Source organism: Luteibacter sp. dw_328 (genome assembly GCF_018449605.1).
In the GTDB taxonomy this organism is placed as follows: Bacteria; Pseudomonadota; Gammaproteobacteria; order Xanthomonadales; family Rhodanobacteraceae; genus Luteibacter.
Genome location: NZ_JAAVUW010000003.1, coordinates 515,092 through 541,800, shown reverse-complemented (window position 1 = coordinate 541,800; position 26,709 = coordinate 515,092). Strand labels below are relative to the sequence as shown.

At 63.7% G+C, this 26,709-nt stretch carries 26 protein-coding genes; 13 read left to right on the top strand and 13 right to left on the bottom strand.

The annotated features are described in order from the left end of the window. Positions 1-77 precede the first annotated feature (77 nt). Both HB634_RS10330 and HB634_RS10325 read left to right on the top strand, forming a co-directional pair. Entirely contained in the window at positions 78-836 is a 759-nt protein-coding gene (locus HB634_RS10330) for an NAD kinase (protein WP_063572055.1), read from the top strand. A 156-nt stretch (positions 837-992) separates the two neighbouring features. Beyond that, positions 993-1,931 (top strand): 5'-nucleotidase, encoded by a 939-nt coding sequence (locus tag HB634_RS10325; RefSeq protein WP_213948507.1) that lies wholly within the window; start codon positions 993-995, stop codon positions 1,929-1,931. A gap of 792 nt (positions 1,932-2,723) precedes the next feature. Here HB634_RS10325 and HB634_RS10320 read toward each other — a convergent pair. Continuing rightward, a complete protein-coding gene (locus tag HB634_RS10320; RefSeq protein ID WP_063573418.1) occupies positions 2,724-3,599 on the bottom strand; it encodes a DMT family transporter in 876 nt (291 codons plus the stop codon). Between the two features lie 137 nt (positions 3,600-3,736). Here HB634_RS10320 and HB634_RS10315 point away from each other — a divergent pair, with 137 nt between their 5' ends. From HB634_RS10315 to HB634_RS10295, 5 genes are all read left to right on the top strand, one after another. Then, positions 3,737-5,848, top strand: a complete 2,112-nt coding sequence (locus tag HB634_RS10315; RefSeq protein ID WP_213948506.1) for a TonB-dependent siderophore receptor — start codon at positions 3,737-3,739, stop codon at positions 5,846-5,848. Next, the gene (gene modA / locus HB634_RS10310) at positions 5,845-6,690 is read left to right on the top strand and encodes a molybdate ABC transporter substrate-binding protein (RefSeq protein WP_213948505.1); all 846 of its coding nucleotides are present in this window, start codon (positions 5,845-5,847) and stop codon (positions 6,688-6,690) included. The genes HB634_RS10315 and modA overlap by 4 nt, the downstream gene beginning before the upstream one ends. An 80-nt stretch (positions 6,691-6,770) precedes the next feature. Then, positions 6,771-7,940: an acyl-CoA dehydrogenase family protein gene (locus HB634_RS10305; protein ID WP_213948504.1), complete on the top strand. Its 1,170-nt coding sequence runs from the start codon at positions 6,771-6,773 to the stop codon at positions 7,938-7,940. Positions 7,941-8,032: 92 nt separating this feature from the next. Next, the gene (locus tag HB634_RS10300) at positions 8,033-8,494 is read left to right on the top strand and encodes a cupin domain-containing protein (protein ID WP_345777481.1); all 462 of its coding nucleotides are present in this window, start codon (positions 8,033-8,035) and stop codon (positions 8,492-8,494) included. 37 nt (positions 8,495-8,531) lie between these two features. Then, positions 8,532-10,808 (top strand): thiamine pyrophosphate-dependent enzyme, encoded by a 2,277-nt coding sequence (locus HB634_RS10295; RefSeq protein WP_213948503.1) that lies wholly within the window; start codon positions 8,532-8,534, stop codon positions 10,806-10,808. Here HB634_RS10295 and HB634_RS10290 read toward each other — a convergent pair. The 6 genes from HB634_RS10290 to HB634_RS10265 form a co-directional block, all read right to left on the bottom strand. After that, positions 10,795-12,492, bottom strand: coding sequence for a diguanylate cyclase (locus tag HB634_RS10290; RefSeq protein ID WP_345777480.1), 1,698 nt, complete (start codon positions 12,490-12,492; stop codon positions 10,795-10,797). The two genes, HB634_RS10295 and HB634_RS10290, sit on opposite strands and share 14 nt — an antisense overlap. Before the next feature lie 201 nt (positions 12,493-12,693). Continuing rightward, positions 12,694-14,859, bottom strand: a complete 2,166-nt coding sequence (gene ppk1, locus HB634_RS10285) for a polyphosphate kinase 1 (RefSeq protein ID WP_213948502.1) — start codon at positions 14,857-14,859, stop codon at positions 12,694-12,696. 119 nt (positions 14,860-14,978) lie between these two features. Then, positions 14,979-15,998 (bottom strand): UDP-N-acetylmuramate dehydrogenase, encoded by a 1,020-nt coding sequence (murB, locus tag HB634_RS10280; RefSeq protein WP_063573508.1) that lies wholly within the window; start codon positions 15,996-15,998, stop codon positions 14,979-14,981. Between the two features lie 20 nt (positions 15,999-16,018). Next, a complete protein-coding gene (locus HB634_RS10275; RefSeq protein ID WP_213948501.1) occupies positions 16,019-17,047 on the bottom strand; it encodes a quinone-dependent dihydroorotate dehydrogenase in 1,029 nt (342 codons plus the stop codon). Positions 17,048-17,057: 10 nt separating this feature from the next. Then, positions 17,058-17,825 carry a class I SAM-dependent methyltransferase gene (locus tag HB634_RS10270; protein WP_063573507.1) on the bottom strand — a complete coding sequence of 256 codons (768 nt, stop codon included), beginning with the start codon at positions 17,823-17,825 and terminating at the stop codon, positions 17,058-17,060. A 15-nt stretch (positions 17,826-17,840) separates the two neighbouring features. Then, positions 17,841-19,376 carry an aldehyde dehydrogenase family protein gene (locus HB634_RS10265; protein WP_213948500.1) on the bottom strand — a complete coding sequence of 512 codons (1,536 nt, stop codon included), beginning with the start codon at positions 19,374-19,376 and terminating at the stop codon, positions 17,841-17,843. 181 nt (positions 19,377-19,557) lie between these two features. On the opposite strand from HB634_RS10265, the gene HB634_RS10260 reads away from it, so the two are divergent. Together HB634_RS10260 and HB634_RS10255 are read left to right on the top strand one after the other, a co-directional pair. Continuing rightward, positions 19,558-19,818 (top strand): DUF2188 domain-containing protein, encoded by a 261-nt coding sequence (locus HB634_RS10260; RefSeq protein ID WP_213948499.1) that lies wholly within the window; start codon positions 19,558-19,560, stop codon positions 19,816-19,818. A 63-nt stretch (positions 19,819-19,881) separates the two neighbouring features. Continuing rightward, a complete protein-coding gene (locus tag HB634_RS10255; protein WP_255548480.1) occupies positions 19,882-20,313 on the top strand; it encodes a GFA family protein in 432 nt (143 codons plus the stop codon). Here HB634_RS10255 and HB634_RS10250 read toward each other — a convergent pair. Then, on the bottom strand, positions 20,292-20,897 hold the full coding sequence (locus HB634_RS10250) for a hypothetical protein (protein ID WP_213948497.1): 606 nt from the start codon (positions 20,895-20,897) through the stop codon (positions 20,292-20,294). The genes HB634_RS10255 and HB634_RS10250 overlap by 22 nt on opposite strands. A 670-nt stretch (positions 20,898-21,567) precedes the next feature. Between HB634_RS10250 and HB634_RS10245 the strand changes: the two genes are divergently transcribed. After that, on the top strand, positions 21,568-21,777 hold the full coding sequence (locus tag HB634_RS10245) for a hypothetical protein (RefSeq protein WP_213948496.1): 210 nt from the start codon (positions 21,568-21,570) through the stop codon (positions 21,775-21,777). A gap of 52 nt (positions 21,778-21,829) precedes the next feature. Continuing rightward, the gene (locus HB634_RS10240) at positions 21,830-22,273 is read left to right on the top strand and encodes an HIRAN domain-containing protein (protein ID WP_213948495.1); all 444 of its coding nucleotides are present in this window, start codon (positions 21,830-21,832) and stop codon (positions 22,271-22,273) included. A 4-nt stretch (positions 22,274-22,277) separates the two neighbouring features. On the opposite strand, the gene HB634_RS10235 is transcribed toward HB634_RS10240, so the two are convergent. Continuing rightward, on the bottom strand, positions 22,278-22,511 hold the full coding sequence (locus HB634_RS10235) for a hypothetical protein (RefSeq protein WP_213948494.1): 234 nt from the start codon (positions 22,509-22,511) through the stop codon (positions 22,278-22,280). A gap of 167 nt (positions 22,512-22,678) precedes the next feature. Between HB634_RS10235 and HB634_RS10230 the strand changes: the two genes are divergently transcribed. Continuing rightward, on the top strand, positions 22,679-23,341 hold the full coding sequence (locus HB634_RS10230; RefSeq protein WP_213948493.1) for a hypothetical protein: 663 nt from the start codon (positions 22,679-22,681) through the stop codon (positions 23,339-23,341). A 72-nt stretch (positions 23,342-23,413) separates the two neighbouring features. Here the strand turns inward: HB634_RS10230 and HB634_RS10225 are convergent, their stop codons facing one another. After that, positions 23,414-23,941 (bottom strand): hypothetical protein, encoded by a 528-nt coding sequence (locus HB634_RS10225; protein WP_213948492.1) that lies wholly within the window; start codon positions 23,939-23,941, stop codon positions 23,414-23,416. A 327-nt stretch (positions 23,942-24,268) separates the two neighbouring features. Here HB634_RS10225 and HB634_RS10220 point away from each other — a divergent pair, with 327 nt between their 5' ends. Continuing rightward, positions 24,269-24,565 (top strand): hypothetical protein, encoded by a 297-nt coding sequence (locus HB634_RS10220; protein ID WP_213948491.1) that lies wholly within the window; start codon positions 24,269-24,271, stop codon positions 24,563-24,565. Positions 24,566-24,572: 7 nt separating this feature from the next. Here HB634_RS10220 and mauJ read toward each other — a convergent pair whose 3' ends face one another. From mauJ to HB634_RS10205, 3 genes are all read right to left on the bottom strand, one after another. Beyond that, positions 24,573-25,880 (bottom strand): methylamine utilization protein MauJ, encoded by a 1,308-nt coding sequence (gene mauJ, locus HB634_RS10215; protein ID WP_213948490.1) that lies wholly within the window; start codon positions 25,878-25,880, stop codon positions 24,573-24,575. Between the two features lie 79 nt (positions 25,881-25,959). Then, positions 25,960-26,271, bottom strand: a complete 312-nt coding sequence (locus HB634_RS10210; RefSeq protein WP_213948489.1) for a hypothetical protein — start codon at positions 26,269-26,271, stop codon at positions 25,960-25,962. Between the two features lie 44 nt (positions 26,272-26,315). Continuing rightward, entirely contained in the window at positions 26,316-26,675 is a 360-nt protein-coding gene (locus tag HB634_RS10205; RefSeq protein ID WP_213948488.1) for a hypothetical protein, read from the bottom strand. Between the last annotated feature and the right edge of the window lie 34 nt (positions 26,676-26,709).

Below are 26,709 nucleotides of genomic sequence, written 5' to 3'. Positions count from 1 at the left end.
AGCGACACCTCTTGCCACCTAGCCGTTCTCCCGCCCGAAGGACTAAGCTCCCCGCTGGTCCTTTCAAGCCGACATCCATGCGCCTAGCCTTTGTCGCCAGCGAAACCGACGTCGCCCAACGTGCGCGCACCGCCCTGGTGAAGCGTTACGGCAGTGTGGAACCCGGGGACGCCGAGATCATCGTGTCGCTCGGCGGCGACGGCTTCATGCTGCGCACGCTGCACACTTACCGAACGCTTGGCGTGCCGTTTTACGGCATGAAGCTGGGCCGGCTCGGTTTCCTCATGAATCAGCACGATCTCGACGCCCTTGCCGAGCGCATCGAGCGCGCGCATCCCGCTGTCTTGCACCCACTGGAGATGCACAGCACCTGCTGCGACGGCGCCGAACACCGTGCGCTTGCCTTCAACGAAGTAGCCATGTTGCGCCAGAGCAACCAGGCCGCGCACATGCGCGTGAGCCTCAACGGTGAGGTCAAGCTCGACGAGCTGGTCTGCGACGGCATCCTGGTCAGCACTCCCGCCGGTTCCACCGCGTACAACCTGTCCGCCCACGGCCCGATCCTGCCGCTCGACGCGAATGTGCTCGCGCTGACGCCGATCAGTCCCTTCCGCCCGCGCCGCTGGCGTGGCGCCATTCTCCCGCACGCCACTCGGGTAGGTTTCGAAACCAAGGATCCGAACAAGCGTCCGATCAGCGCCACGGCGGACTTCCACGAGGTGCGGGACGTTCGCAAGGTCGAGGTAAAGCAATCCCGCCGCAACGCCGTTCGTCTGCTCTTCGACCCCGAACACAACCTGCAGCAGCGTATCCTCGACGAGCAGTTCGCCCTATAGCCGGATACCCTGCGTTTGTAGGAGCCGATTCTTCGGCGATTGGGTGCTAGCCGTATCCTGGCCCGCTGCCGCGGGATCGCCGATGAATCGGCTCCTACAAGGAGCGGCCCGGTGCATTAGGATGGTGTCCAGACACGCAGCACGGACACCGCCCCGATGAACGCCCCCGACAACGAGACCCAGACCGCCCACGCCGATGCCTCTGTGCACGACAACCGCCTGGTCGTGGCCATTTCGTCGCGAGCGCTGTTCAACATGGAAGACGGCCACGAACTGTTCGAACGCGATGGCCTCGACGCTTATCGCTCATACCAGATTGAACGCGAGAATGAGCTCCTGACTCCCGGGGTGGCTTTCCCGCTGGTGCAGAAGCTGCTCGGTCTGAACGCCTTGTCCGGTGACGTGCCGCCGGTGGAGGTGATCCTGCTGTCGCGGAACTCCGGCGATACCGGTCTGCGCATCTTCAATGCCATCCAGCATTACAAACTCAACATTTCGCGTGCCGCTTTTACCAGCGGTGCGCCGACCTCCGACTACATCGCGCCGTTCCGTGCCGACCTGTTTCTTTCCGCCAACGCGGAAGACGTGGGTCGCGCCCTCCGCGCCGGTGTCGCCGCGGCGACCATCCTGCCGTCCACGGCACCGCAGCGTTCCAGTGAACAGCTGCGCATCGCCTTCGACGGCGACGCGGTGATCTTCGGCGACGAAGGTGAGCGGGTGTCGAAAGAACAGGGGCTCGATGCATTCCATCGCAGCGAATCCGAACTCTGGGCGGAGCCTCTCTCAGGTGGCCCGTTCCGCGGGTTCCTTTCGGCGCTGCACCGTTTGCAGGCGGCATTCCCGGCAGAAACCTCGCCCATCCGCACAGCCCTGGTGACCGCCCGCTCGGCGCCTGCGCATAAGCGCGTCATTCTTACGCTTCGCCGTTGGGGCGTACGCATCGACGAGGCGCTCTTCCTGGGTGGCCGCGACAAGGGCCCGTTCCTGGACGCCTTTGGCGCCGATATCTTCTTCGACGATTCCCCGGCTAACGTGGAGTCGGCGCGGCGGCACGTGGCTACCGGACACGTGCCGCACGGGGTTTCCAACAGCTAGTGTCGTCGTGATATCCTGCGTGGGACGCCACAGCCGGTGGCCTTTGGCCAGCGTCTCCTGCCACACGTGGTTCCGCCCAGCGCGGAGGCAACAGGATCCGGACTACGAAGCCCCGCTTGCGGGGCTTTCGCTTTTTCAAGCGGGCTGTTTTGGTTTGGTTCCCCGAAGCGTATGACCGAGCAGTGCGTTGAAGCCAATGGCTCCGCGTGCTGGCGTTGGCTTTCCGGCGTCAAGGCTGTAAGCGCTCTGGACCACCAAAAGCACTGCCCGATTGCCATGGCGTGTCCATCGCTTCAAATTGAAGAACACCCCGTAACGCACCGACACTCCCTGAGTGGAAAGAACGTCCAAGGTGAGGAAGTTCTCGTCGCGAGCGAATGCGCACCTGCGGCCTTGGAGCGTTCTTGCTATGTCCGGTAGAAGCATGGACAGGGCATGCCGATCGCGGTCGAACGTTCGAGCCTCCCGCTCATCCTCGTACCTGTCGTGGGGGCAGCAGCCGTCCTCGATACGTCGGGTAAAACAATGCATTCCGAAGCCGACGTGGACAGTAATGCACGTTTCAGGACGGCCGGGTTGGTCCGGCAGTGTGAGGTCGTACCGGAATGGATGAAGATGGTGAAGCGGGTACGTTCGGCCGTCCTTGTCCTTATGCGGCTTCCATCGCATAAGACCGGCATTCCAATGGATTCCCACGCGAGCTTCCTGCGATCTGGCCAGACGAACCAGAAGGGTGTCGGCAGATCACCGAAGCGTCATGAGAAAAATGACTGATTACCGAAAACGTTGCTCTTAGACGATATTCGTCCACCGCCACCAATCGGTCTTCTCCTTCTCGCGCACGAAGGTGAACAGGCCAGCACCAAGAATCAGCACGATGCCGATCAGCATGGGCCAATCCAGGTGGTCGTGGAAGATCAGGTAGCCAAACAGGATGGCCCAGAGCATCTGGCTGTACTGGGTGGGCGCGACGCGCGCGGCGGGTGCGTTCTGTGTAGCCAGCATGAGCAAGACGGCACCGGCGGCAGCGAGTAAGCCGTAGCCGAGCAGCAGGAACCACTGGTGGCCATCTGGCCACACGAAGTGCGGCAGCATCATCACGAAGCCAGCGATCATCGGACCGACCACGCCGGCGCCGTAGAGGGTGATCCTCTTCTCATGCGCCCCGGCCATACGCAGGGCGATGATCGACAAGGCGCCGGTGATGCCGCAGATGATCGCCGCCACGTGCCCTGTCGTGAGATGGCGAAAGCCCGGACGAAGGACGACCAGCACGCCGATGAACCCGACAATGACGGCGGACCAGCGTCGCCAGCCCACTTGCTCGCGCAGGAAAATCACCGAGAGGATGGTGACGAAGATCGGCAGCAGGAAGATCAGCGAGAAAGCTTCGGCCATCGGCAGGGCGGTAAAGGCCATCACGGCGGTGACATTGCCGATGGCGCCCGCCATCGCGCGCAATAGCCAAAGGCCCGGCATCTTCGATATGACAATCTCGCTCCAGCGGTCTTCCGGCTTCTTCAGGAAGGGAAAGGCCGTCATTGCCATGACAGCACCGAAGAACACCGCCTCATAAGGCGGTAGCGAGCCCTCGAGGGACTTTACGAAGGCGTCGCTCCACGCGTAAGCGGCGTAGCAAGCGAAGCCGAGAAGGACGCCTTTAAGCATGAGGAATCCAGCAGGCGGGGACAGCCCCATTATGCAAACGTTTGCATCTTCTGGCGCGTCAGGAGGTCACGAACGGTAAAGAATGGTTCGAGACTGCGATATAAAGTAGCGTATATATCGCTTTCTAGGGGTGAGACATGCGTTTCCGGCCGCGCCGCCTACTGTCGCTTTCGTTCCTCTGCGTGGCCTCGCCGGGGTTCGCCCAGGACGCGACGCCGAAAACGGACCTCGAGGGATACACGGTCGAGGCCGGCCAGGCCTCCTACAAGACCGAAAAGGTCGGTATGGGCCCGCTGGGCGACCGCGCTCCGCTGGATACGCCCTATTCGGTGCAGGCGGTGAATAACGACCTGGCCCGCAATCAGCAGTTGCAGAGCGTGCGCGAGGCCTTTCGCTTCCTGCCGACGGTGCAGGGCGAGAACGTGCGGCCTCAGAGCCGCGGGCTTCAGGCTGGCGTCGTCCAGAACACCCGTATCGATGGCCTGAACATCGCCGCCACGACGGATTACCCGATCGAACAGTTTGAGCAGATCGAGGTGCTGAATGGTCTTGCCGGCGCGCTGTACGGTCCCGCCAGTCCGGCAGGCACCTTCAACTACATCTTCAAGCGCCCCACCGACGCGCCCCTGCGAGAGTTCGACGTGCGTTACAACTCGCGCGGATCGGCGCTGGGGCATGCCGACCTAGGCGGCCGTTTCGGAGTGGACGACCGCTTCGGTTACCGGGTGAACGTGCTCGATCAGAACGGACCGGGCTACGTGGAGGGCAGTCGGCTCGCCCGTCGCCTGGGGAGCGTCGGTTTCGACGCCCGTCTCGGTGAGCACACGGTGCTCGAGAACGATGCGAGCTACTACCACTACACCTCGACCGGCTTCCCTGGCACGTTTGCGCTAGGGAAAGGCGTTGTCCTGCCTTCCGCACCAGACCCGAAGCGCGCCGGTTATGGCCAGACCTGGGGCGGTGACGACAACATCACCCGGATCGTCAGTTCGCGTCTGCGCACCGCCTTCAACGATCGCTGGACGTTTCGCGCCGGCGTATTGAAAGAGAGCAACGACCGGCGTTCAACGGTTCCTACCAATACGCTTACGGACAACGCGGGCGATTACACGACCACTGCGGCGACGACCACGTACAGCTACGACATGATCGTCAGCAACATGCTGGCGCTGAATGGTCGCGTGGATACCGGGCCGCTTACCCATGACCTTCTCATCGCGAACAACGGTTTCTACTGGAGCCGCTACACGCCGCTCACGACGGGCCCGGTGACGGTAGGTCGTGCCAGCCTCGACAGCCCGGTGTCTTTCGCGAAGCCCGGATTGCCGGACTTTTCGCAGCGCTACAAGTCGATGAACACGAAGCAGCAATCGGTCTCGATCGGCGACACCGTTGGCTTCAACGAGCACTGGTCGGCCCTGGTTGCCGCCAGCGACAGCTGGCTGTACGTGCGCAACTACAACCGCCAGGGGGCGACCACGAGTTCGTACGATGCCCACGGCATCAGCCCCACCGGCAGCGTGATGTTCAAGCCAGTGCCGACGCAGATGGCGTACGTCACGTATGCGGATAGCCTGCAGCAAGGCGATATCGCGCCCGCCGGTACGGCCAATGTCAATCAAAGCCTTTCGCCCTATCGCAGCAAGGAGTGGGAGGCGGGCTACAAGGCACGTGTCGGACCGATCGACCTGGGCGCGGCGCTGTATCGGATCGAACGCCCTTACGCCTACGTGGGTGCCGACAATGTTTTCGCCCAGCAGGGTCGACAGGTGAACCGTGGTATCGAACTGACGGCGAACGGCGATATCGGGCGCGACGTAACGGTTTTCACGGGTGTCTCGCTGCTTGATCCACGCCTCTATCGCACGGGTTCGACGACCACCAGTGACAAGCAGATCCTTGGTCTGGCGCGCGTCGTCTACAACTCGCTTATCGAGTACAGAATGCCTTGGGTTCCAGGCCTGACACTGACGCTCAACGTGAATCACGCCGGCCGCCGTGCCGGGGACTACCTCAATAGCTATTACGTAAAGGGATACACCGTGGCCGACATCGGCGGACGCTTCCAGACGCGCATCCACACGTACCCCGTGACGTTCCGGCTCGCGCTCGACAACGCGACCGACAGGCGTTACTGGGCCAACGTTACGCCTGCGGGACAGAACGGATACAACGCTGCCGGCAGTGCCACGGCGACGTTGGGCGCGCCGCGCACCGTGCGAGCGTCGGTGCAGGTGGACCTGCTATGAAGACGATGGCCTGGGTCGTCGTCACCTGTCTGGCCGCAGCCTTCCCGGCGCTCGCGGCGCCACCGTCTCCGGTCGCCGCGTCGACGACCTCACCGCTCACCGTCTACGCCGCTGGCAGCCTTACCGGTGCGCTGGCGGACATCGCGAAACAGTACACGGCGGCGACCGGCGAAGCGGTTCGTATCGTCAATGGTCCTGCCGGTCTCCTGCGCGAGCGCATCGAGAAGGGCGAGGCGGCCGATGTCTACATTTCCGCCAACATGGAGCACCCGGAAAAGCTCGCCGCCGAAGGCAAGGCCACCTCGCCTGTGGTCTTCGCGCGTAACGCGCTTTGCGTGCAGACGCTGCCGGATGCGGGTATGACCAGCGCGAACCTGCTCGACCGCCTGCTCGCCCCCGGTGTGCGCATCGGCACGTCCACCCCGGGGGCCGACCCCGGTGGGGACTACGCGTGGCAGTTCTTCGCCCGTGCGGAGACCGTGCGCGCCGGAGCACGCGCCAATCTGGAGGCGAAGGCGAAGAAGCTGGTAGGAGGCCCGGTCGCACCAACCATTCCCGGCAATGTCGGCGCGGCAAAGTATTTCCTGCAGCACCACGTCGTGGATGTGTTCTTCGGCTATTGCAGCTCACACGATGCCACGCCCGATCCGGACCTCAGCAAGGTCGAGGTGCCCGCCAACCTGTCTCTGCCAGTCGATTACGGCATGAGCGTGGTCCTGCGCGAGGGCGATCCCGCACGGCGCGCGGCCTCGTTCCGGTTCGCGCTCTACGCCATGTCGCCGGCGGCGCAGGAACGGCTACCGGCCTATGGGTTCCGCGCCGTGGCGGCGCCGGAACACTGAATGTTGCGGCCCGGCATGACCGGGAGAGGGGGCAGGGCTACAATCGAAGGCTTTCCCGTAGCCGACTTACGAGTACCCGCATGGCCCAGCGTCTCGACCCCCTCGATCTCTACGACGTCCGCTCCCTGCTCACCGATGAGGAGCGCATGGTCCAGGATACCGTCGGCCGTTTCGTGGACGAAAAGGTGCTGCCGATGATCGGCGACGCCTTCGACCAGGCGCGCTTCCCGGCTGAACTGGTGCCCGAGATCGCCTCACTCGGCCTGCTGGGCGCCACGCTACCCGAAGAATATGGTTGCGCCGGCATGAATGCCGTCAGCTATGGCCTGATCTGCCAGGAGCTCGAGCGCGGCGATTCCGGCCTGCGCAGCTTCGCCTCCGTGCAGAGCTCGCTGTGCATGTATCCGATCTTCGCCTACGGCTCGGAAGAACAGAAGCGCGAGTACCTGCCGCGCATGGCGGCCGGCGAAGTGATCGGCTGCTTCGGCCTGACCGAACCGCACGGCGGCTCCGATCCGGCCAACATGAAAACGGTGGCGCGCAAGGACGGCGGCGATTGGGTGATCAACGGCGCCAAGATGTGGATCACCAACGGCAACCTGGCGCACATCGCCATCGTCTGGGCACAGACCGACGACGGCATCCAGGGCTTTGTCGTGCCGACCGACACCAAGGGTTTCGCTGCGCAGGAAGTGCACAAAAAGATGAGCCTGCGCGCCTCGGTCACGTCCGCGCTGTTCTTCGACGACGTGCGCGTTCCCGATAGCGCACGCCTGCCGAACGTGAAGGGCCTGAAGGGCCCGCTCGGCTGCCTCAATCAGGCACGCTACGGCATCACCTGGGGTCCGATCGGCGCCGCGCAGGCCTGCCTGAAGGAAGTGCTCGACTATGCCGAACAGCGCATTCTGTTCGGTCGTCCGCTGGCGGCCAACCAGGCCGTGCAGATTCGTCTGGCCGACATGGCCCGTCGCATCACCACGGCACAGCTGCTGTCGCTTCAGCTCGGTCGCCTGAAGGATGCGGGTAAGCTCCAGCCGACCCAGGTCTCCCTGGCCAAGTGGAACAACGTGCGCATGGCGCTGGACATCGCACGCGACTGCCGCGACATTCTCGGCGGCGCGGGCATCACCACCGAGCATTCGGCTATCCGCCATGCGCTGAACCTGGAATCGGTCATCACCTACGAAGGCACGGAAACCGTGCATCAGCTGGTGGTGGGCCGCGAGCTGACTGGTATCAACGCGTTCTGAGGAGCGTCGTATGTCACCCATGCTGAGGGGTCAGCCTTTTCTCGACCACTTCTCGGACGACGGCAGGGTTTCCGAATCACCCGGACTTCCCCGTGCTCCACTACGTCGCCGTCATTCCCGACATCGACCTGGATGCGCACATGGTGGAAGCCGTGTTCGACATCTGCGAATGGGTCCCCCTCTGGCGGGGTGGCGTCTTCGACTATCACCATTACCATTCGACCGCGCACGAAGCATTGGGCGTCGCATCGGGCACTGCGACGCTGATGCTCGGTGGACCCGGCGGCCGCGAAGTTACCGTGGACAAGGGTGACGTTCTCGTGCTGCCTGCAGGTACGGCGCACTGCTGTCTCAAGGCCAGCGACGATTTCCTTGTCGTGGGTGCCTACCCGCCGGGACAGGAAAACTACGACATTCTTCGGGGCGAGGCGGATGAGCGGCCCGCCGCTCTCGAGCGCATTCTTAACCTGCCGACGCCGACCACCGATCCGGTCGGCGGCGACGATGGCTATCTCATGAACCTCTGGGTCAGGCCGTCAGCGCCGACGCGCTGACCCAGGAACGCTTCTTACCTCTTTTCGAGTCTCCCCCATGTCCGTCCCGCATCCCATCCCCGCCCGCCACAAGGGCTTCAACCGCGCCGAGATCGTCGACCAGAACTTCGTCGAGTTCGTGCAGTTCTGGCAGGGCGATGTGGGCCGGGCACCGGGGGATGACGAACCCGTGCTGCCGGGCAGCGCCCTCGACGCGCGCGGATTCCGCGAACTGTTCGAATCGCAGCTGATCAGCCGCCACCTGGATCTCATGGCGCGCGTGCTTCGCGTGCAGAACAAGGTCTTCTATACGATCGGTTCGTCGGGCCACGAGGGCAACGCCATGGTGGCGCGACTGACGCGCCATACCGATCCCGCCTTCCTGCACTACCGCAGCGGCGGTTTCATGGCCGAGCGCTTCCGCAAGCTACCGGGCATGGATCCGGTGATGGATTCCGCACTCTCGTTCGCTGCAAGCAAGGATGATCCGGCTTCTGGTGGGCGTCACAAAGTGTGGGGTAGTAAGCCGTTATGGGTGCTGCCGCAGACCTCGACGATTGCCTCGCATCTGCCCAAGGCGCTGGGCACGGCCGTCGCCATCGAGCAGGCGCGTCGCATCGCGCACACCCTTCCGATTCCTGCCGATTCGATCGCCATCTGTTCATTCGGCGACGCCTCGTCCAACCATGCCACGGCGCAGACTGCCTTTAACGCAGCCGCATGGACGGCGTACCAGAAGCTACCCGCGCCCGTGCTTTTTGTCTGCGAAGACAACGGCATCGGCATCTCGGTGAAGACGCCGGGCGGCTGGGTGGCGAACAACTTCCGTCACCGCCCGGACCTCGATTATTTCTACGCGGACGGCCTCGACCTCGCCGGCGGCTATGCCGACGTGCAGAAAGCCGTCGAACATTGCCGTCGCACGCGCCGCCCCACCTTCCTGCATCTGGGCACGACGCGCGTGATGGGTCACGCCGGTACCGACTTCGAGATCGAATGGCGTTCGATCGAGGAGCTGGTCGCGCTGGAATCTACCGATCCGCTGCTGCGTAGCGCGGCCATTGCGCTGGCCTCCGGCCTGTACGATCGCGATAGCCTGCTCAATCTTTATAACGACACGCGTAAGCGTTGCTTCGAAGCCGCCGAGGAGGCGGACCGCCGGCCGCGTATCACCACGCTCGCCGAGGTGATGCAACCGCTGGCGCCGTATACACCCGCTGCCGTTCGCGCGGAAGCCGAGCGTCCGGCCCCTGCCACCGAGCGCGAGCGTGTTTTCGGTGGCGTCGACAAGCTGCCCGAGAAGCAGCCGCCGCGGCACCTTGCCATCCAGATCGGTCAGGCACTGCACGACCTCATGGCGAAGTACCCGGAGAGCCTGCTCTTCGGTGAAGACGTCGCACAGAAGGGTGGCGTGTATACGGTGACGAAGGGCCTGCACAAGGCGTTCCGCAACGCGCGCGTCTTCAACACACTGCTCGATGAAACCATGATCCTCGGCCTTGCCCAGGGTTACGCGAACATGGGCATGCTGCCGTTGCCCGAGATCCAGTACCTCGCTTACTTCCACAACGCCTGTGACCAGATTCGTGGCGAAGCGGCATCGCTGCAGTTCTTCTCCAACGACCAGTACCGCAACCCGATGCTTATGCGCGTAGCCTCGCTCGGCTACCAGCGCGGCTTCGGTGGTCACTTCCACAACGACAACTCCATCGCCGCGCTGCGCGACATTCCCGGTCTTGTCGTCGGTTGCCCGAGCCGTGGCGACGATGCGGCGACCATGCTGCGCACGCTGTCGGCACTGGCCAAGGTGGATGGGCGCGTCACTGCGTTCTTCGAGCCGATCGCGCTCTACATGACCAAGGATCTGTACGAGCCTGGCGATGGTCAGTGGCAGTTTGCCTACCCTGCCGAGGGCGAAGCGATGCCGTTGGGCGAGGGACGCGTTTACAACGAAGGCGCCGACGACCTTGTCATTTTCACCTTCGGCAATGGTGTGCCGATGAGCCTGCGTGCAGCGAAGCGCATCGAGGCGGCGCATGGCTGGAAGGTGCGCGTTGTCGACCTGCGCTGGCTGGTGCCGCTTAACGATGGTTTTATCGCTGCGCAGGCGGCAGGTGCGAAGCGCGTCCTCGTTGTCGACGAGGGTCGTAAGAGCGCCGGTGTCGGGGAAGGCGTGATCACCGCCATTGTCGAGGGCGGTCTGGGACACCTGCCGCTGCGACGCGTGGTTGGAGCGGATACCTTTACGCCGCTCGCGGGTGCCGCCTTCCTGGTCCTGCCCGGCGACGACGATATCGCCGCCGCCGCCGCGGAACTGGCGCCTATCGCAACTTGACCTCGTTACGCCGGACCAGGGCGGGCCCTGAGGGCCCCGAGCAGACCACCTGGTTACGTCCGCTCAACTTGGCGGCGTACATCGCCGTGTCCGCCCGTTCGGTCAGCGACTGCACCGTGTCCGCCGGTGAGCGCATCGCCACGCCGATCGATACTGTCAGCAGGTCGTCGGCCTGTGCCTGTCCCGTATGGACGTCCAGACGATGCACGCGCCGGCACAGGCGCGTGGCGATCTGAACCGCATTCTCCTTTTCCACGCCCTGAAGCAAGGCGACGAATTCCTCGCCGCCGAAGCGCCCGAGGAGGTCGGTGGGCCGTAGCTCGTCACGCAGGGCGGCGGCCACCGCGACAAGCGCGCGGTCGCCCGTCGCGTGTCCGTAGCAGTCATTGAGCGACTTGAAGTGGTCGAGGTCGAGGAAGAGCAGGGCGATGGGACGCGACATGCCCTGCTCGAGCACCTGCAAGGCCGCATCGGTCCACGCGCGACGGTTGAGCACGCCGGTGAGAGGGTCACTATCGGCGAGCTGGCGCGCCCGGTCGCGATCGTGCCGAATGGTGAGCGCCCGGTCGGACAAGCCGATGGAGAGAACCACGGCTTCGAACGCACCGATCGCGATGGCCGCGTCCGGCAACCAGGGCGCGCCGGCAAGCATCCCCTGTTGTTGGGCGCCGCACAGCGCGGTGAGGATCAGGAGTGGGGTCCAGCCGATCAGGAAGAACCAGGCATGGCGTGACCCGCGCAGCGCGGCGGTGGCGCCGGTGACCAGCAGCACCAGTGCGCCCAGCAACAGGAGCGGCTGCAGCAGGAGTTGGGAGGTGTCGACCAAGACGCCAATGCCCGTGGCACGTAGCACCGTCAATACCGGCATGCCGATGGCAAAGGCGAGCACGGGAATGCGCATCAAGGGCACGTAGTCGTCGACCTTGGCGAAGCGCAGCATGAACAGCGCGGCGAAGGAGACCGAGAGGGCCGTTGCCGCTGCGCCCAGGGTATCGGCGAGCCCGGCCAGCGACTGGATCTCCAGGGGATGGAACACATACCCGGACTTCAGGCCCTGGATCAGCGCATAGCAGAGCAGGTAGGCCACGTACCAGCCGAAGGTCATGTCGCGAAGGATGAGCGCGAAACACAGTGCCATCAGCGCCATGGTCATCATGACGGCGAAGCAGGCCGTGGCGAAGACCACCCAGCCACCGTCCTCACGCAGGTAGTCGCGCCAGGGCTCGACGGTCATGGTCACTGCGCCCGGTGGCATCGTCGTCGGTTCGAACCGGAGCAGCAGGGGACGCGATGCGGGAGTCGAAGCGGGTATCTCGAAGATCAGCCGCCCGTGGCCATGCAAAGCCGGGCCGAAGTCCTCGAGCGAGGTGCCGGCGACCCGGCCGTGTTCGTCGTACAGCGTGACCGTGCCCAGGCCGGGCGTGCGGATACTCAGCACGCGGTTGCCGCTGGTCCAGGGAGGCAGCGTGCGCAGGATGACCCAGGTGCCGGAGGGCGAGTTCGGGAAGACCTGCATGCGCGACGGATCGAAGGCGGCCAGTGGGCGATTCTCCGCTTCGCGGAGTACCTCGGCGGGAACATCGTCCGGCCGGGCCTCACGCCAGTTGCCGGCGAGGGTGTCGGCGGAGGCCGTACCGGCCAGCAGCAGGCAAAAGAACAGGCTCGCCTTGAGAAGGCGATGCACGAGCGCGCGCTGTCTCCTGGCCGAAAAACCCATGCCGAGTCCCAAGAAAACGTGCTGCACATCGTTGCGGACGCGCGGCATGGATCCGGATGCGTTTCGATGGAAACCCCGTCTCCCCCTTTCCCGCCGCACGTTCGTCACGCCGCGGGTGCGCGAAGTGTGTCGCCTGGGCCGTTTGGGTAAGGTGAAGACGCCGGCGGGTCAGGCCGGCGTGGGCGCCACCACACCGCCGAATCGCTCGAGCAACTGCATCTGGGCGTCCCGGACCGGCTGGCCGGCGCCTGGCTGCGTCAGGACGTAGGTGCCGTCGGGCTGTTGGAGCCAGGCCGAGTGGTTGTCGGTGAGGTAGGCGTCCAGCTCCCGCCGGACGCGCTGCTTCAGCTTCTTGCCTTCGATGGGGAAGCAGGTTTCCACGCGGCGCTCGAGATTGCGCTCCATCAGGTCGGCGCTGGCCAGGAAGAGGTCCGGCTCGCCGTCGTTGTGGAACCAGTAGACGCGGCTGTGCTCCAGGAATCGACCGACCACGGAGCGAACGCGGATGTTCTGCGACACGCCCGGAATGCCCGAGCGCAGGCAGCACATGCCCCGTACGATCAGCTCTACCTTCACCCCGGCCTGGCTGGCCCGGTACAGGGCACGGATCACCTTGGCGTCGGTGATCGCGTTGATCTTGCAGACGATCTCGGCCTTCTTTCCCGCGGCCGCATTCGCCGCTTCCCGGGCGATGAGGTCGAGCAGGCCCTTTTTCAGGGTGAACGGTGCATACAGCATGCGCTTCATCTTCAGCGCCTTGCCCATGCCGGTCAGTAATCGGAACAGACGGTGTACGTCGTCACACAGTGCTTCGTCGGAAGTGAGCAGGCTGTAGTCGGTGTAGAGGCGCGCGTTACCGGAGTGATAGTTGCCCGTACCCAGATGGGCGTAGCTGACCAGCTTGCCGTTCTCACGACGCTGCACGAGCATCAGCTTTGCATGCGTCTTCACGCCGACCACGCCATAGGTGATCACGGCGCCGGCTTGCTGAAGGCGTGAGGCGAGGCTGAGGTTGGACTCCTCGTCAAAGCGCGCACGCAGCTCGACCACGGCGGTGACTTCCTTGCCGGAACGCGCGGCTTCGACCAAGGCATCGACGATTTCCGAGTTCGCGCCGCTGCGATAGAGGGTCTGCTTGATCGTCAGGACCTGGGGATCCTTCGCCGCCTGGCGCAGGAAGTCGACCACGGGCGAGAACGATTCGAACGGGTGGTAGAGCAGGACGTCCTGCTTGCCGATGACCGTGAACATGTCCTCGGCTTCGGCCAGCACCTTGGGCAGTGCAGGCACGAAGGTCGGGAACTGCAGGCGCGCGTACTGCGGCTGCAGGGTCATCTCGAACAGGCGCGCCAGGTTCACCGGGCCGTTCACTTCATAGAGTGCCGCCGGCTCCAGCGCGTACTGCTTCATCAGGTAGTCGACGAGCGGCTTGGGGCAGTTGTCCGCGACTTCCAGTCGAACAGCGTCGCCATACCGGCGCGAGAACAGCTCGCCGCGCAGGGTGCGCGCCAGGTCCTCGACGTCTTCGGGATCGATGGTCAGGTCGGCATTCCGGGTCAGCCGGAACTGGTATGAACCGAGCACGCGCATGCCGGGGAACAGGTCGTCCGCATGTGCATGGATGATCGATGAGAGAAGGACATAGTTATCGCCGCCTTCGCAGATGTCGTCCGGCATGCGGATGAGGCGCGGCAGGATACGCGGCGCCGGGACGATCGCAAGGCCGGAATCACGACCGAAGGCATCGGTGCCTTCGAGTTTCACGATGAAGTTCAGGCTCTTGTTGACCAGGCGCGGGAACGGGTGCGTCGGGTCGAGGCCGATCGGTGTGATCAACGGCGCCACTTCGTGACGGAAATAGCGGCGGATCCACAGCTTCTGCTTGTGCGACCACTGGTTGCGCCGGACGATCCGGATGCCTTCGTCGGCCAGGGCGGGAAGGATCTTTTCGTTGAGGATGGCGTATTGCCGTTCGATCTGCCGGTGGGCGATCTCGGCGATTTCGGCAAGCGCACGGCGCGGCGGAATGCCATCGGCGCCGATCATTTCATGGTCGAAGGCGATCTGCTGCTTCAGGCCGGCAACGCGGATCTCGAAGAACTCGTCCATGTTGGACGAGAAAATCAGCAGGAACTTGAGTCGTTCGATCAGCGGCTTGGATTCGTCCAGTGCCTGGTCGAGCACCCGGATGTTGAACTGCAACTGCGACAACTCGCGGTGGATGTAGAGGCTGCTGTCGTTGAGATCGATGGCAGGCAGCTCCGGCGGCGGCGCGTGGGGCGGCTTCGCGGCGGGCGCTTTGGGCAGGGCAGTCGACTCGTTGGGGGGCGTCATCGTATCCAGGGCGTCGTCCTCATCGCGGATCGCGACGCCTCATGGTACGCCGCCGGGTGAGCATATGACCGCGGTTTGACACGACCGTGACATCGCCGCCCGACCGCCCGAGCAGGCGTTCAGACCACCAGCGGTTCGGGCTCGAGGGTCACGCCGAACTTCGCCTCGACACCAGCAATCACTTTCTGCGCGAAGGCCCACAGCTGCGGGCCGGTGGCCTTGCCGTGGTTGACCAGGACCAGCGCATGGCGATTCGAAATACCGGCATCGCCCTCGCGTTCGCCCTTGAAACCCGCTGCCTCGATGAGCCAGCCGGCGGAGATCTTGGCGGTACCGCCGTCATGCGGCCACACGGGCAGTCCCGGATGGGCGAGCGCAAGCGCATCGGCTTTGTTCGTGCCGATGATGGGATTCTTGAAGAAACTACCGGCGTTACCGATCACGGCCGGGTCGGGCAGCTTACGCGAGCGAAGGCGTACGACGGCCTCGGCAACATGGTAAGGCGTAGCGCGTTCCACGCCCATCTTCGCTACTTCGTCGCGGATGCCGACATAGTCGAGCGACAGGGGACGCTCGCGCGGCAAGGCAAAGGTCACGGCCACGACGATCCAGCGACCGGCCTGCTGCTTGAACGTGGAATCGCGGTAGGAGAAGGCGCATGCCGCCTTGTCCAGCACCACGAATTCGCCCTTGTGCGTATCCCAGGCCTCCACGGTGTCGATGAATTCAGCCACCTCGACACCGTATGCGCCGATGTTCTGGATGGGCGAAGCGCCTACCGTACCCGGGATGAGGATCAGGTTCTCGAGCCCGGCGTAGCCCTGGCCAAGCGACCAGCGCACGAAGTCGTCCCAGCGCTCGCCGGCGGCGACACGGATCAGCACGCGATCGTCGCGCTGAAAGGTCTCGACGCCGCTCGTCGCCATGGCCAGCACGGTGCCGTCGAAGTCGCCTCCGATGAGCATGTTGCTGCCTTCGCCAAGCACCAGGACCTTGCCGCCCCGTATGGCGGGATAGGCGAGGATTTCCGGAAGCTTGGTCGGGTCGCGTACTTCGGCCAACAGCTTCGCCCGCGCATTCACGCGCAAGGTGTTGCGGCCGCCGAGGGGCGCATCGCTGGTCAGCGTGAAGCCGCCCATGTCGATCGGCGCGTTGTTGATCATGCGATCACTCCGCGGCGACGAATTTCGGTGACGGCCTCGGCAATCAGCTTCGGACCGCGGTAGACCAGCCCCGAATAGACCTGCACCAGCGAGGCACCGGCCTCGATCTTTTCCGCCGCCGTGTCGCCATCGAGAATGCCGCCGACACCGACGATCGGCAGTTTGCCGCCGAGCCGCGTCGCCATGCCGCGTAGCACGGTTGTCGACTTCTCGAACAAGGGCCGGCCCGAAAGCCCTCCGGTTTCGTGTGCGTTCGGATCACCTGCCACCGTGTCGCGGTCGATCGTCGTGTTGGTGCAGATCACGCCGTCGATGCTGGAGGCGAGCAGTACGTCGGCGATGGCGTCGAGCTCGGTCTCCGTGAGGTCCGGTGCGATTTTCAGCAGCATCGGCTTGCGCTTGCCATGCTGGCTGGCCAGGCGTTCCTGTGCATCGCGCAGTGTGCCGATGAATCGGCGCAGGGTCTCTTCTTCCTGCAGGTCACGCAGGCCCTGCGTGTTCGGCGAGGAGATGTTCACCGTGATGTACGTGGCCAAGGGATACGCGCGTTCGAGGCAGAACAGGTAGTCGTCGATGGCACGCTCGTTGGGCGTGTCCTTGTTCTTGCCGATGTTGATGCCGAGCACGCCGCGAAATGTAGCCTTTTCCACGTTGCGTACGAGGGCATCGATGCCACCGTTGTTGAAGCCGAGGCGATTGATGACCGCCTCGTGGTTTGGCAGGCGGAACATGCGCGGTTTGTCGTTGCCCGGCTGCGGCCGCGGCGTCACCGTACCGATTTCGACGAAGCCGAACCCGAGCGCGGCGAGGCCGTCGAGGTGTTCGCCATTCTTGTCGAGCCCTGCGGCGAGGCCGACCGGATTCGGGAAATCGATACCGAGCACGCGCACCGGCAAGGGCGCCGGTGGCGTCGCGATAAACCGGGACAAGCCGCTCCGCTGGGCCACGTCGGACGCGTACAGCGTAAGGCCATGCGCGGTCTCGGCGTCAAGGGCGAACAGGAGGGGGCGGAGCAACTCGTACATGGCGTGATCGTCAGGGCGTGGGGTGGCCCGCGAACACGCGGGTGTCGTAATCGTAAGCAACCGTGCCTTCGTCCTGTGTCGCGTTGAACAGCGAGCGCAGTGCGAACAGCAGCGGTTCGTGATTGGGGTGGCCGGCCTTGGGCATATAGGAGGACGACATGGTCCGGCCGAGCAGGCCATCGTAGTCGAGCTTCTGTTCGTGCGGGAACGATGCCATGCCGCGATAGCCATGACCGTACCAGCGTGCCATCGCCTCGTCGTCCGCGTAGCGCTCGGCGACGCTGACGTAGTCGATGCCGTATTCGTGGAGCAGTCGCTCGTAGCCTTCGAGGAATGGCGTGCCCTTCAGGCGACGCGTGTTCCAGAACACCACGGCGAGGCCACGCGGGCTGAGCACGCGGGCGAATTCGCGTTTCACCTTGTCCAGGTCGAACCAGTGAAACGCCTGGGCGACAGTGACAAGGTCCACGCTGCCATCGTCGAGGCCGGTGGCTTCGGCTGTGCCGTCCACGGCGTGAAAACGGCCTTCGCCGCCCAGCCACTGCACCGCTGCCGCGCGCATGGCGGCGTTGGGTTCGACAGCGGTCACGCGGTGACCGCTGTCGAGGAACAGCTTGCTGGAAATGCCTGTCCCGGCACCGATGTCGGCAACGGTCCAGCCTGGGGTCACCCCCAAACCGTGTAACCAGCCGATCAGCGCTTGCGGGTAATCCGGCCGGTAGCGGACATAGTCCTCGACGCGGTCGGAGAAACGATCCGTGGAGCGCAAATCGGTCATGGCTTCACCCGTTCGTCAGAAATCGAACTTGATGCCCTGGGCCAGCGGCAACGCGTCCGAATAGTTGATGGTGTTGGTCTGGCGACGCATGTACACCTTCCAGGCATCCGAGCCCGACTCGCGACCGCCGCCGGTTTCCTTCTCGCCACCGAAGGCGCCGCCAATTTCCGCGCCCGAGGTGCCGATGTTCACGTTGGCGATGCCGCAATCCGAACCGGCTGCCGACAGATACTGCTCGGCGGCCTTGAGATCCTGCGTGAAGATGGCCGAGGACAAACCCTGCGGCACGGCGTTCTGCTGGGTGATGGCGTCATCCAGCGTGTCGAACGGCATCACGTAGAGGATCGGGGCGAAGGTTTCGGTCTGGACCACGGTGTCGGTGTTCTTCAGGCCGGTGACGATCGTCGGCAGCACGAAGTTGCCCTTGCGGTCAGTCAACGCCTTGCCGCCCGTGCGCACGGTGCCGCCGGCGGCCTTGGCCTGCTCGATGGCTGCCAGGAAAGCCGTCACGGCTTCCGGGCTGTTCAACGGGCCCATCAGCGTCGTCGACAGGGTGGGATCGCCGATCTTCTGTTCCACCTGGCCATAGGCTTTGACCAACGTATCGACCACGGCGTCATGGATGGAGGAGTGCACGAGCACGCGGCGCGTGCTGGTGCAGCGCTGGCCGGCCGTACCGACGGCGCCGAAGACGATCGCCGGGATGGCCAGCTTCAGGTCGGCCGACTTGTCCAGGATGATGGCGTTGTTGCCGCCCAGCTCAAGCAGGCTGCGACCCATGCGGCGCGAGACGCGCTCGCCGACCATGCGGCCGACCTTGGTCGAGCCGGTGAAGCTGATCAGCGGGATGCGCTTGTCGTCCACGAAGGTCTGGGCCAGCTCGGTGCCGGCATCGTTGAAGAGGAAGAAGAGATCCGGGAAACCGGCATCCTTCAGGGCTTCGTTGCACATCTTCATGGTGGCGATGGCCGAGAGCGGCGTCTTCGGCGACGGCTTCCACAGGCAGATATCACCGCAGATGGTCGCCAGGAAGGCGTTCCAGGCCCACACGGCCACCGGGAAGTTGAATGCGCTGACGATGCCGACCAGACCGACCGGGTGCCACTGCTCGTACATGCGGTGGCCCGGGCGCTCCGAGTGCATGGTGTAGCCGTAGAGCATGCGGCTTTGGCCCACGGCGAAATCGGCGATGTCGATCATCTCCTGCACTTCGCCGTCGCCTTCCGGCTTGATCTTGCCCATTTCCAGGGCGACCAGTGAACCGAGGGCGTCCTTGTGCTTGCGCAGGGCCTCACCGCACAGGCGGACGGCTTCGCCGCGGCGCGGCGCGGGCGTGGTGCGCCACACCGCATAGGCTTCCTGCGCGCGCTGCACGATCGTCTCGTAATCGGCCGCGCTGGTGGCCTGCACCGTCGCGATCACCTCGCCCGTGGCCGGATTGACCGGGGACAGGGTGCCGGCGCCCGTGGTGGAAGCCCATTCGCTGCGGCCGAGGTACGTACCGGATTCGGTGGTGCTCAGGCCGAGCGCTGCGAGGATCTTGGCGGACATGAAGGTCTCCATGGAAGACGGGTAAAACCGGGATTCTAGCAAACGCACCCTTCACACCCCGTTGTGCGACGCGGGACGGATGTCTGCGAGGCGTCTTTTTCGGGGGAAGTTACGAAGACCGTGCGGTCACCGTCGCAAGTCCATGCTGGATTTGTGTTTCTTTCCAAGGCTGCCCGTGCCCATGTCCCGGATCTATGAGATTCCCTATCAACCCGATGACGGCCCCTCCTGGCCCCTCAGGGTGGAGGGTGAGGTGGTATCCCGGTTTGACAGCCGTTTCGAGGCCCTGCGCTCGGCCGTGAACCGGGCCGCCGCCGAAGGCGGCGATGTCAGTATCGGTATCGAAGGTGCCGACGGTGTCTGGCGGCCGTTCGGCAGCGACGCCAAACGCCCCGCGCGGGTGCCGCCGATGCCGGGGCGGCGATTGAGTGTTGTCCGCTAGCCTGCCGAGCGTCGGACGTCACCACGATTTATGATGCGTCGGCCTCCCCAACCGGCCCTATCGATGCTCCCTGACGTCACCGAGACCCGAGGCGCCTGCCACTGCGGCGCCGTTCGCTTCACCGTGAAGCTGTCCGATGGCCTGCGCACTGCGCGGCGCTGCAACTGCTCGTATTGCCGCATGCGTGGGGCTGTCGCCGTTTCGGCGGAACTCGACGGCATCACGATCGAGCAGGGTGAAGACGCGCTGACCACCTACCAGTTCAACACAGGCACGGCGAAGCACTATTTCTGCTCGGTGTGTGGCATTTACACGTTTCACCAGCGGCGCTCGAAGAACGCGCAGTACGGCGTGAATGTCGCCTGCCTCGAGGGGCTCAGCCCGTTCGACTTCGACGAAGTGCCGGTGCTGGACGGTACGAATCATCCGGCGGATACCGGGCGCAAGACTGGGGAACCGGTGGGCGTTTTGCGTTATGTGCCGCTGAACGTCTGACCGTCGCCTGCGTCGCGCGTTGGCCTGGCTCGCGCCAGCAAAGCCTGGACCAGGGGCGGCGGAACGGCATTCTCGGGAAGCGATTTCAGGTAGTCACATTCGATGTGCTGCATCGGCAAGCCGGCGCGGGGAGGTGTAGCCAGAAGACGCTTCATCGCATGGCTCATGACATCGAACCGGCATGCACGTCGTGCAATTCGGCACAGATGATTCAACGCGTAGATAGTCAGTTCTCCGTCTGACTCGGTCAGCAGCACGGCACGTTGCGCCAGTTCCACCGCAGTCTCGGGCGCCGCGATGTCGTAAGTGAAGAAGTTGCTCGCGTGCAACAGCGTCACGACCGAGTTTGGAAACAGCTCGAGGGACTGGTCGACAGTGGCACGGGCTTCGTCTTTCCTGTCGAGCAGGCTTTGCATCGAGGCGAATTCGCTCATGAGGTGGCCCCTGTCTCCCGGCGAGAGATCGCCGGAGAGATACCCGGTATACAGGGAGACCAGACGGCGATAGGCCTCATCGGGATCCTCCCTGCGCAGCGCAAGCACCTCGCGGGTCTGCTTCCAGACATCCATGACATCGATGTTCACGTCCCGACCCCTGTTCCCCGTCCCACGCGGAATCGTAAGCCTCGCACTCGGCGGTGTCTGTAGGAATGGCCTTACAGCGGGGCGGGCAGACGCGCCTCGCTTCGGTTCGCTATCCCCCCTCGGGTATCCTGGCGAATGTTGGCCCCCGTAGCTCAGCTGGATAGAGCGTCCCCCTCCTAAAGCCTCAAGCCGTTTTTTCGGCGGGGTCGGGAAGACGGGGTCTACAGCGGAAAGCGCGGGAAAAACAGGGGTTTTTGTGCCTCGCTCGACACTCTCGAAAATATCCGGAAACACCCCGATACACCTCCCGTTTGTCGCAGCTTTGTCCCAGCCGCATCCCCACCAAGCGCGAAGGATTGCCGATGTCGCCACGCACTCGAACACGGTTGCAGAAGAAATATCCAGACCAGTGGTGGCTCGGCGTCGACGAGGTTGCGAAGGAGTTGGGGAGGCCAGAAGGGCTGTAAAAATGTTATCCGTCGGCGTATGAAAGACGGCACTTATCCGGGCGCCCAAAAGCATGTGGGGCGCTGCAAACTGCCGATTGAAGAGGTCGCCGAAATCCTTGAACCGAAGCCGTCGGCGAGGCCCCCAGTCATCCCGCACATGTCATTACTGGCGGTGCTGGTAGAAAAAAACACAAGACGCAAACGGGGGGGGGGGGGCTCGCATGGCCGCCATCCGCAGTGCAGGGTTCTGGTCGCGGGTCGCCGAAGCCTTGGGCTGGGAGCAGGAAGCCCAATTGCTCGACAAGGCCGTCCGAGACATGCTGCAAGAGCTCGTTGACGAAGCTGCCCAGGCGCAGGCCGCGTGCTTTGGTTCCGGCTTTGCGCCGGCAACGAAACCAGGCGGTGGCCGGGGCCCGGACAACACGATTTAAGCCGTTCGGCTAGAGTGACCACGGGCGGATGGACCGCCAAGGAGGAGGGGTCATGGCAGGCATCTTTGACGCGTTTTTCAAGGGGCTGTTGAAGGGCGCGACCGGTGGCAAAAAACGGGCAAAGAGCCCAACGGCCAGGGTCAAAAGCGCGATTGGGAGGGCGGCGAAACCCGCGGCCACTGCAAAGCCCAAAGCCAGGGCAAAAGGCCACGGCGAGTACGCGCAGGAAGTCGTGGGGGAGTCGAATTACCAGCCGGCTTTGCGGGCCATCAAAACCAGTGGTGAAAAGCCCTTCCACCGTGCCCGCCTGGTCCCCGAGGACACGAATCCGTACGACGACCAGGCCGTGCGCGTCGACGTCGCAGGACACACGATTGGATACCTCCCGAGGGCCGATGCGCGCCGGTGGCGGCAGCGCCGCACACCCACGACGTGTGATTGCTACCTTGCCGATGCGGGCGGTGGGAAGGACATCGGGGTTTGGTTGAGGTTCTAGAGCCTCAGGCCTTTTTGCCCTTCGCGGCCTTTCGCGTAGCGTCCTTGTTTTCCTGTTCCCGCCGTTTGCCGTCCTTGATGAGGCCGGAAATCGTGGCATTGAGCTCGGCCTGTGCCGCCGCCCGTTTTGCTTCAGCTGCGCGGTGTGCAGCAGCACCGGCAGGGTCGAAGCGCCCGTTGACATAATTTGCCTGGTTCTCTTCTGGGAAGTCTTCGAAATAATCAGACCACTCGCCCATGTTCCTCTCCCTGATTCGTCGGCGGGGTTGTCCCCACGGGGAGAGCGTCTCTCAAGCCCTGTTGCATATCAAGAGCGGACGGGGTGACAACAATTGCGGCCCGCCATTACCCTCGTGAAAGACACGGCGGAATGCGCCTGGCGTCACCGACAAAAGGAAGGACCCCCATGCTGCGCGATGTCATCACCAGTTTGAAATTTGGCCGCGTTTCCAGCCTGTGGATGAAGGTCACCGGCCTCGTGCCGGACGATGGCGGGGCGATTGGACGGCGCGCGGCTCTGTCTGTTTCGAACCTCGGCTTGCCTGCAAATGACGCCTGGTTGTTGTCGCTCCTGTACTGGATAAATGAGCAACCTGAAAGCGAGCAGCTGATTGCTGCTCACGGCGTGGGCCGGTTTCTTCGGGCACACGAAGGGCGCGTTGACCTTCACCCGTCGACGCTCCAGTCGATGCGTGGCGTGGTCGCCGCGTGGTCCTCGCCTACTCCCGTCCAGGCTTCGACAGCTGGCCCGCTCGATGTCAGGTCCATTCCCAATCTTGCCGGCCGTGTCGCTTCCGTCATTGACGATGTTCTCAATACTTCCCGGTCGTACGGCCTGGCGCGCGGCTGTATGCGGCTCAACAAGGAAGGGGCAGTTTCGTTCTGGCCGGAGCAACAGAGCCCGCACGGGAGCATCGTGGCGTCCGTCAATCTTGCCGACATTGCTGCCGTGGCAGCCCTCAACGGCGCGCTCATGGAAGACCGGTACATGCGGGCCACGGCAGTGGACTCCATTGCACTGGAAGTCGTGCGACGGCTCGACAATCAGGTGCGCGTGCTGGGCCGCTGAGGAACGAGGCAGGTCTCAGCCGCTGCGCCGCACGCCAATCGCGTGTGATGTCTATCTTGCTAACGCGGCGCCCTACCAGCCGAAACTCAGACTCAGTTTCCAGATGCTCAGCCCTGCAATGGCGAGCAGAAGGGTGGCAGCGACGCATGCGAGCAGACGTGTCCATCTGTAGAGCGTCCCGCCATTTTGGGATTTTAGTGTGGGGAACGACGTATCCAGGGCTTCGCGTGTTGAAGCCAACCCCAGGACGACGTGTCCACCGACAAGCTCTCCTCGTTCCAGGCATGCCGCCACTTTCAGTGCGGTGTGGGCATGAAGGTCCAGGCGGCTGTAGAGCATGAAAAGGACGCCAATCAAGGCGGCGCCGAACAGCGGGACAAGGAACCGCCACTGCGTCGCGCACCCGAGGGTATGGAAAAGCGTACACGCTCCAGCAAAGGACACCGGGATTGCGCCGATAGCGCTCGCGGAAAGGGTGTCGTAGTGCCGGAACGTCATCATGGCCTCCCGGTGGACGTCCGCCTTGCCCATGAGCTCGGACGGGACCTTTGGTGCCGGAGTGGGTTCGTGTACGGGCTCAGGTGCGGGTTCGGGCGTCATGCCATGGTCCTGTGTCGTGCCAAGGCTGCACGTGGGGCAGGACTTTACCGCGTCACGGCCGCAGTAAGAAGAGCACCCCGATGCAGGCACAAAGCCCGCAAAGGCCGAGGCACACAGTGGCCCGCAGGGGTGCCATGGCACACGGCACGGGAAGCCACCTGGCCGCAGCAAGAAAGCCACTGCCGGCAATCAGCAGAATCCATCCGGCAATCATCATTCCATGGTCCCTTCTTGTCCGTTAAATGCTGGATTGCGCGACAGTCAGGAGGCCCTTTGCCTGCATCTTCTGGACCGTCTTGACCTGCTCGCGAAAAGGGGCACTTTCCCATGGTTGAGCAGATGCGCCATTTCCAGGGCCCGGTGCCCGACCTCGTTCGCACCGGCAATCTTCTGAACGACCAGTTTTCCTACAAGCTCACCATGGACGCGGATGGCGTGGTCATGGTGCTGCAAGTCCTCTTAGGGAAGGCCTTCGGGTTTGTCGTCTTTGCCGAGCCGGGAGCCGAAAAGCTGGAGGCCATGTACCGGTCTTTCGTCGATGGGTCACCCGACAAGCGGGACTTCCTTGAGGTGGTCCAATCCCAGGCGCTACCCCTGACATCGCCGTGGGAAACGACGGGCTGAGCGTTGGCTAGTCCTCGACAGCGTCCTGAAGCAGGGCACTCAGTCGGGCGACGGTCTCCTCATGCCATTGCGGGCTTGCCATGGCATTGACCGGAAAAAATACGGCGGTCTTGCCCAGGAGCTTCCCGGTGTCGGAGTCCCACACTTCGACAACGCCGTTGAGGAGATACGTCCAGACAAATTCATGGACGTGCAAAGCCTGCCCGATACTTGAGCGGCTTGCCGCATTGGTGAGGCATTCGATGTCCTCCGGCCCGAGATCCAATGTCCCATTGACGAGGTCGACCACAAAGGTTGCTTGCACGGTCTCTGTCGCATTCCGGAGCCACAGGGCGATGCCACCCCGCACCTGCTCGAGGCCCGACACTGCAAGGCCCTCCAAAGCAATCGTGGTAGGTCCCCGACGCACGACGATGTCAATGTCATCCGGGGTCTCGACAGTCAGACCCGTTATGTCGACGCCACCAAGGGTCTGCTGCACCACTTCATCGCCGAAGAGGTCCAGAAAGCCTGCGATGGGGGAGGGTTCGTGTCCTGCCCTGGACAACCGGTGGTGGATGCCAAACCGTTCCTGGATTGCCTGACGTGCAAGCGCCTGCATGATGGGAAGGTCGCGGGTAATACGCAGATGGTCAATGCCCCGGTCCGGATTCACAAACGGTCCCCGTTCGGCATGGGCAATGGCGTTTCGCCCTTCGTCCCGGAGATACATGGACGCGTTCGTTCCATCGGCAGCCAGTTCGGCAAGCCTGTCGACGGCCAGCGGGTCGGTCAGTGCAGGCAGGGCAGCATCGAACCACGCGGCACGCCGGTTGCCCTCAGGGTGGATGAAGCCGATGACTTTGTAGAGATTGAGGAACCCATAAAACGGGCTGTGTGCGGAAATGCCCTCCCGGAAAAACGCCAGTGCGGTTGCCGCGTCATCGTCGGTGATGGCAGATAGTTCCTCAACGTCAAAGAAATCCTGCGCCACGCCGCCCTGCATCCGACCGACGCCGAACGGGTGGCTTCCGCTCATCCACATCGTGGTTTCAAATCGCCAGTCCCCAGCCCACGCCATCGAGCTGCCGAAGCGGTGGATGGCATCCCGGGCTTGGTCGGCGGTGAAGCCATGCGCCCGTGCATTGAGGCAGACGGTCGGCGCGCGGTCCGGTGTGCCGGGCCGAAGGATGAAGTCATGGCCGAGGTATGGGACAACCTGGGCAGTGGTGGGCCATGGTGCCGACGTCTCGACACCGACAATCACCCAATTGCCGACTTCCCGTTGAAGAGTTTCCGCATCGGCCCGCAGGTCGCGAAGGTAGGGCTTTGGCATAGGGATGCTCCCTGTCAGACAACCGAACCGTACCACTACCGTCGGGATGTTCAAGGCCACCCGCCGGGCGGCCAGCGCGTCACTTTGCAGGAATGCCCTCACACGCCGAGCGGGCGGTGTTACCCACTTGCTCAGGTGTCAGGTCCCTGCGGGCATAAACCATCTTCACGATGCTCACGACCATTGCACGGTTTTCGTCACTCAAGCCGCCGGGCTTCGGTTCGCTCACTTGGGCCAGTAATACACTTTCGCTGACCCCGGCATCCCTTTTGTTCAAGGCAATGCCCCGGGCGGTGTCGCTCATTGTGTCGCACATGTCCGAAGCAAATGTAGCTGTCGGGCTCGATGCCAGCAGTGCTGCAAGAGCAAACTTTGAGGTATTCCGTTTCATCCGTAATCTCCTTTCCTGTGTCCGGCACAAATATATCGCGCTTCTCAATCCTCGCCGAAGAACCGAACATGCCAGCCCTGGATGCCGAGAGAGGCCAGTTCATCTTGTCCCCGGCGTAGTGCCGACTCGTGCCCGGCGATGGCGTCCATCGGGAACGGCATGCTTTCCAGCGCCTCCCCGGTCGGATTGGTCGAACCGGTTGTAGAACGCACGTACGCATCAGTGAACCGGTCCCGAGCCTCGTTAATCCGTTCGACCTCGGCACGGTAGTGCTGCTTGACGGCAGCGAGCTCGGCGGCTGTAGCCTCGGCTCTGTTTAGCCAAGCGTTCTTTGCCCCGCGTTCCTGCCAGAGCCAGACGGCAAGAAAAGCAATAGCAATCCACGCGAGGTATGGGTCGTTCATCTGTTGTCCCCCGACAAGGTTGGTCGGATGAAAG